The sequence below is a fragment of the Moorena sp. SIO3I6 genome (assembly GCF_010672095.1).
This window is the reverse complement of sequence record NZ_JAAHHU010000305.1, coordinates 1-5253: the sequence shown is the minus strand read 5'-3', so window position 1 is coordinate 5253 and position 5253 is coordinate 1. Positions and strand designations below refer to the sequence as shown.

The window sequence follows — 5253 nt, the reverse complement described above, 5'->3', positions numbered from 1 at the left end:
TCGTTGACGCTGACCCCCACTTAAATTTCCAGCTCCTTCCATCAGTTGGGCTTCATATCCCCCAGGTAGTGCCTGAATCACCTCGTGAATTGCCGCATCCTGACAAGAGCGCACTATCTCAGACAGGGGTACCGTCTTATCCCACAAGGTCAGATTATCCCGTACTGTCCCCCCAAACAGAAAGATTTCCTGTTCCACTATTGCTAAGGAATTCGTCAACACCGACCTGGGAATCTGCTGTTTTGGAATCCCATCAAATAGAATCTCCCCTGACCAAGGTTGGTATAAACCAGTTACTATCTTTGCTATGGTAGACTTCCCCGAACCACTACCCCCTACTAGCGCTACCCTTTGACCAGGTTTCAGGGTCAGATTAAAGTTCTCAATTAACGGTCGATCTATCCGGGAATAGCCAAAGGTAATATTGCGTAATTCTACATGACCTTGAAGGCAGACCTGGAGAGTGGGAAATGAATCAGATTCTGCTTGATCTCCCCTTTGAGCTGCCACCGGATCTTGGGGTCGGTTAGGGGAATGAGTGGTTTGAGCTAACCCTTCGGTCAACTGGGGGTCAATCGGGTTGCCCAATACATCATCCAAGCGATTGAGGTCACCATCGAGTTCCTGGAGAGTACTGCCAAACCTGACTAACTGGTTGACAGGCTTCTGAAAACTGTTCATCAAGCTTTGAAAAGCCACTAACATCCCAATACTGAGAGATCCTTCCATTACCCTTAGACCCCCAACTGCCAAAATTAGCATAGAGGTTAAGGAGGTTAGCAGAGGCGGTAAAACCCCTAAAACCTGGTTTGCTACTTCCAGTTTCTGCTGACCATTAACCGCTTTAGCATAGTAACCGGACCACCTGGCAAAGAAATCCGACTCTGTTGCCGATGCCTTGACACTTTCTATGCCCTGTAGTCCAGCGATCGCTACCCCAGCTGCCTTACCCCGGTCTAGGGCTAATTGCATATAGCTGTCCACCCGCTTACGAGCCAGCCATTGTAAGGTCAAGACATTTACCAAGGCAAAAACTATAGCAATTACAGTGAGTACCCCATCATAGGCAAACATCACCAGGGCATAAAAGATTACCATTACCGAATTAATCACTGTTGTTGCCAACTGACCCGAAAGCACGTCAGCCACTTTGTCATTTAGCTTAACCCGATTACTAATTTCTCCAGCAAACCGCTGGGCATAAAATCTTGCTGGTAATCGCAGGATGTGCCAGAGAAATTGGCTGGACATTCCTACGGATAACTTAATTTTTAGTTGTCTCAAATACCGCAATTGTAACAGGGTCAACACCCCCTGCAGGAGCACCGTAATTGCCATGGCTAAAATCAAGGGACGTAGCCAATCAGTGCGACTTTCGACTAACACATTATCTACAAAAATTTGATTAAAGACGGGAATAACTAAGCCAGGGAAAACTAATAAAAATCCTACTATTATACAGTATGTAATTGCAGGAATAGACCCTTTTAGTCGTAACCATAGCGCGAATGTAACACTGGGTTTTTGACCCCCTTTTTTAAACTCTGGTCCTGGTTCAATTACCAGCACTACCCCCGTGTAACCCTGATCAAATTCCTCGCTGGTTACCCGTCTTGGACCAGCAGCTGGATCATTGAGAAAGACGATTTTTTTACTAAATCCTTCTACTACTAGGAAATGATTAAAATTCCAAAACACAATAAACGGAGGATGCAATTTTTTAAGGTTAGCCAGGGATTTTTTATAACCCTTGGCTTGCATTCCATAACGCCTAGCAGCTTTAACCAAATTAGATGCTTTAGAGCCATCGCGGGACACACCACAACTAACCCTAAGTTCCTCTAACGGCACAATCCGACCATAGTAACTCAGAATAATTCCTAGAGCAGCGGCACCACATTCTACTGCTTCCATTTGCAATAGAGTGGGGGTTTTGATTCGTTTTTGTTTCATTGTTTACTGTTGAAAGTTGAAAGTTGAAGGTTGGTTTGTTGTTCGCGTAGCGTGGCCAAAGGCCAAGGTTGAATGTTGTTTGTTGAAGGGTTAAGGGTAGGTTGAAAGTTGAAAGTTGAAGGTGGGTTTGTTGTTCGCGTAGCGTGGCCAAAGGCCAAGGTTGAATGTTGTTTGTTGAAGGGTTAAGGGTAGATTGTTCGCGTAGCGTGGCCAATAGGCCAAGGTTTGTTTGTTGTTCGCCTTTGGCGTTCGGTGAAGGGTAGGTTTTTTGGTTATTCGCATTTGGCTAATAACCTTGGCCAAAGGCCAGGCTACGCGAACAAACTTTCAACTTTCAACTTTCAACTTTCAACTTTAAACCTTCAACCTTCAACTTTCAACTTTCAACATTAAACCTTTAAACCTTCAATAAATCCCACTCCATTCCCGCAAAATCGGCAAGACAAAGCTAATCGGCACACGCTCTTTTACTCTCACCCTAGCGGTGGTAGTAGTTCCGGCAGAAATTTTCAAGTCTGGACCATCGGAAGATGACCATTGGTAGCCACTAAACGTGGTATTATTTGGTTCTAATTGAGCGTAGACTTCTATCATTGCTCCCCCCTGACCAATCAGATTATCTACTACTTCTGGATTCCCCACTACACTAGCTGCTCCCTCACGAGTTACAGGATAGGGTGAAACTGAAGTAATTTTGCCCACAATGCCACCAAATCGTTGTCGCTTGACTGTATCCGGTGTAATTTGAATCAGCATTCCCGGTTGAATCTTTTTCCCGTCCTTGACCGAGAAATAGGTAATGCCCTCCATGCCATCACTTTGTCCCTTAACTGTCATGGTGCCGAGCTGGGTTCCGGGTTGAACCACTTGTCCCCTAACAGCAGCAATTTCGACAACGCACCCAGCGTAAGGACTCAGAATTTTACTCTTGTCTGCCAGTTGCTTTTCCAGTCGAGCAATTTCTAGCTTCACGTCCTGAATCTGATTGCTTCGTTGATTAGAACTTTCCAAATTCTGTTGGTCTAAACGTTTTTCCTTGGTATCCAACTCTTGTAACTGTGCTCTGATTTGGGATATGGTATTAAGATTATCCAAATATTTTTGTTGCGCCTCAGTTTCTCGAACACTGAGTTCCTCTAACTTTACTTGAATCTCACTAATCGTACTGAGATTCTGTACGTATGTGCCTTCTGTTTCAGTTTCACTAACATCCAGTTGCTTCAACTGTGCTTCCAGCTCCGAGATACTCTGCACGGCTTGGCGATACTCTTGTTCCGCTTGTAAAACAGCATCTTCGGCAATTCCCCCTACCGCCGACAGTTCCTGACGCTTTTGCCATCTCCGTTTGAAAACTGGGACTTGAGCTATAAGATCCCTGAGCCGTTGTTCTAAGCTTTGGCGCTGCTGTGCGATCGCTTTCAATCCCTTATCCTGTAATACTGGAGTCAGAGCCATGGCATCCCGCAGCTGTTGGTTTAGACTTTGACGCTGTCGAGCGATCGCAGTAAAGTTTTTCTCTTTTAGTACAGGAGTCAGAGCCATGGCATCTTGCAACCGTTGCTCTAAGCTAGCTCGCTGCTTTGCGATCGCATCCGTTTCCAGTTGGGTTAGCTGAGTTGAAATTAAATTGCTATCTCTATCCTGTACCTGCAATTGACTTAGTTTCCTCCGTTGCAGCTGTAACTGCTTTTTGAGTTCAGATGGGTCAATGGTTGCCAGTACATCATTTTTCTCAAAGCATTGCCCCTCCCCGACATTTAGAGAGTCCAACTGTCCAGATATAGTGGACTGAAACTGTACTAGCCGCCGAGGACGGATTAGTACTCCTTGACCGGTGACAGTGATGGGAATCCGTCCAAAAATACTCCAAATCACAGCCAAAAACACCAAACCCCCCAAAGCCGCTAACGGTAGCCAATCCCTAGGATTAACCACTTGCATCAACTGATCCAGCCGTTCTGGGGAAGATAGCCGTTCAAGTGATTCTTGGCGAAACAGACTTTTCTTGTTCTTGAACATTTTAAGTAGTCGGACAAAAGTAAAATTAACTGTTGAAATAGCGAACAGGGAACAGGGAACAGGGAACAGGGAACAGGGAACAGGGAGCAGGGAGCAGAGGGATTTTTGGCAACTTTACACAAGTTAATATAGCGATGCAGCGCGGTCTTGGGGAGGCAGCGCCTTCATGCGGGGGTTCCCACCGGGCTGGAGAGCGATGCAGAGGTGCGACCCGTGGCGAATTTAATTCGCCTACGGAAAGCGCACCTAAGCCTTCATGCGGGGGTTTCCCCCACTCGCGCTTTGCATGGCTGACAGATGCGGACGCAGGTTCCGCACACAGACCCATGCGCCATGAGCGACTGCCGTGGTTTCCCCCATGAGCGACTGAATCAAGAAGCGAGGTTTATTTTTGTCCAGCTACTTAGAACAACTTTTGGAGTTCTATAGCAATCCTATTTAAATTGTGAACAGTGATAGTTCTATGCAATAGAAAAAATCATACTATAGATGAATTGTGATGAAAGGAAACAAAGAACTTCGGAGCTTTATCATAACACTAAAAAATCCTCGTATATCTTGACAATGTTCCCTATTCCCTATTCCCTGTTTTCTATTCCCTGTTTTCTATTCTCTGTTCCCTATTCCCTATTCCCTGTTCCCTTTTTATATCAATCTTATGTTTACCTATCAAATAAAAATACTATATACTCAAAGTAGCTGACGGAATTTTAGATGGACTTTAACTCAGGGCGTCAAGGGTTTTACACAGAAATAAATCAGCCAGATGACCAAATTCATTTGGCAAAAGCAGCGCTTTATATAGCTCAGGAGGAATACCCGGATCTGGCTATTGATGATTACCTCAATGCCTTAGATGTGATGGCATCTGAAGTAGAAGAGCGCTTGCCAAAGGAACGCTATCCTCTCCGAGTAATTAAAACTCTTAATCAGTATTTATATGATGACCTAGGATATTCGGGTAATAGGAGTGATTACTACGATCCCGGTAATAGTTTCCTCAATCAGGTAATTGATCGGCGCACAGGTATTCCGATTACTCTTTCCGTGGTTTACCTGGAAGTCGCTCGACGCCTTGATTTTCCCATGGTTGGTATTGGGATGCCAGGGCATTTCTTAATTCGCCCAGAGTTTGAGCAGGTGGGTATCTTTGTAGATGCTTTCCATGGCGGTGAAATTTTATTTGAACAAGACTGCGAGGAACGACTAACCCAAATTTATGGGCATCCGGTAACCCTACAACCAAGTTTCCTAGCACCGGTGAGTAATCGGCAGCTGTTA

General features: G+C 45.1%; 6 protein-coding genes. 2 read left to right on the top strand and 4 right to left on the bottom strand.

Features of this window, described 5'->3' with window-relative positions:
- From F6K49_RS34715 to F6K49_RS34700, 4 genes are all read right to left on the bottom strand, one after another.
- On the bottom strand, nucleotides 1–1953 hold a 1953-nt coding region (locus F6K49_RS34715), incomplete at its 3' end, for an NHLP family bacteriocin export ABC transporter peptidase/permease/ATPase subunit (protein WP_293103984.1).
- Between the two features lie 90 nt (nucleotides 1954–2043).
- Nucleotides 2044–2235, bottom strand: a complete 192-nt coding sequence (locus F6K49_RS34710; RefSeq protein ID WP_075896217.1) for a hypothetical protein — start codon at nucleotides 2233–2235, stop codon at nucleotides 2044–2046.
- A gap of 123 nt (nucleotides 2236–2358) precedes the next feature.
- The gene (locus tag F6K49_RS34705; protein ID WP_293103981.1) at nucleotides 2359–3972 is read right to left on the bottom strand and encodes an NHLP bacteriocin system secretion protein; all 1614 of its coding nucleotides are present in this window, start codon (nucleotides 3970–3972) and stop codon (nucleotides 2359–2361) included.
- 25 nt (nucleotides 3973–3997) lie between these two features.
- The gene (locus F6K49_RS34700; protein WP_293061978.1) at nucleotides 3998–4300 is read right to left on the bottom strand and encodes a hypothetical protein; all 303 of its coding nucleotides are present in this window, start codon (nucleotides 4298–4300) and stop codon (nucleotides 3998–4000) included.
- Between the two features lie 161 nt (nucleotides 4301–4461).
- On the opposite strand from F6K49_RS34700, the gene F6K49_RS34695 reads away from it, so the two are divergent.
- Both F6K49_RS34695 and F6K49_RS34690 read left to right on the top strand, forming a co-directional pair.
- Nucleotides 4462–4671: a hypothetical protein gene (locus F6K49_RS34695; RefSeq protein ID WP_293103978.1), complete on the top strand. Its 210-nt coding sequence runs from the start codon at nucleotides 4462–4464 to the stop codon at nucleotides 4669–4671.
- 15 nt (nucleotides 4672–4686) lie between these two features.
- Nucleotides 4687–5253 (top strand): transglutaminase-like domain-containing protein (locus F6K49_RS34690; RefSeq protein ID WP_293103975.1); only part of this gene is annotated, 567 nt, incomplete at its 3' end.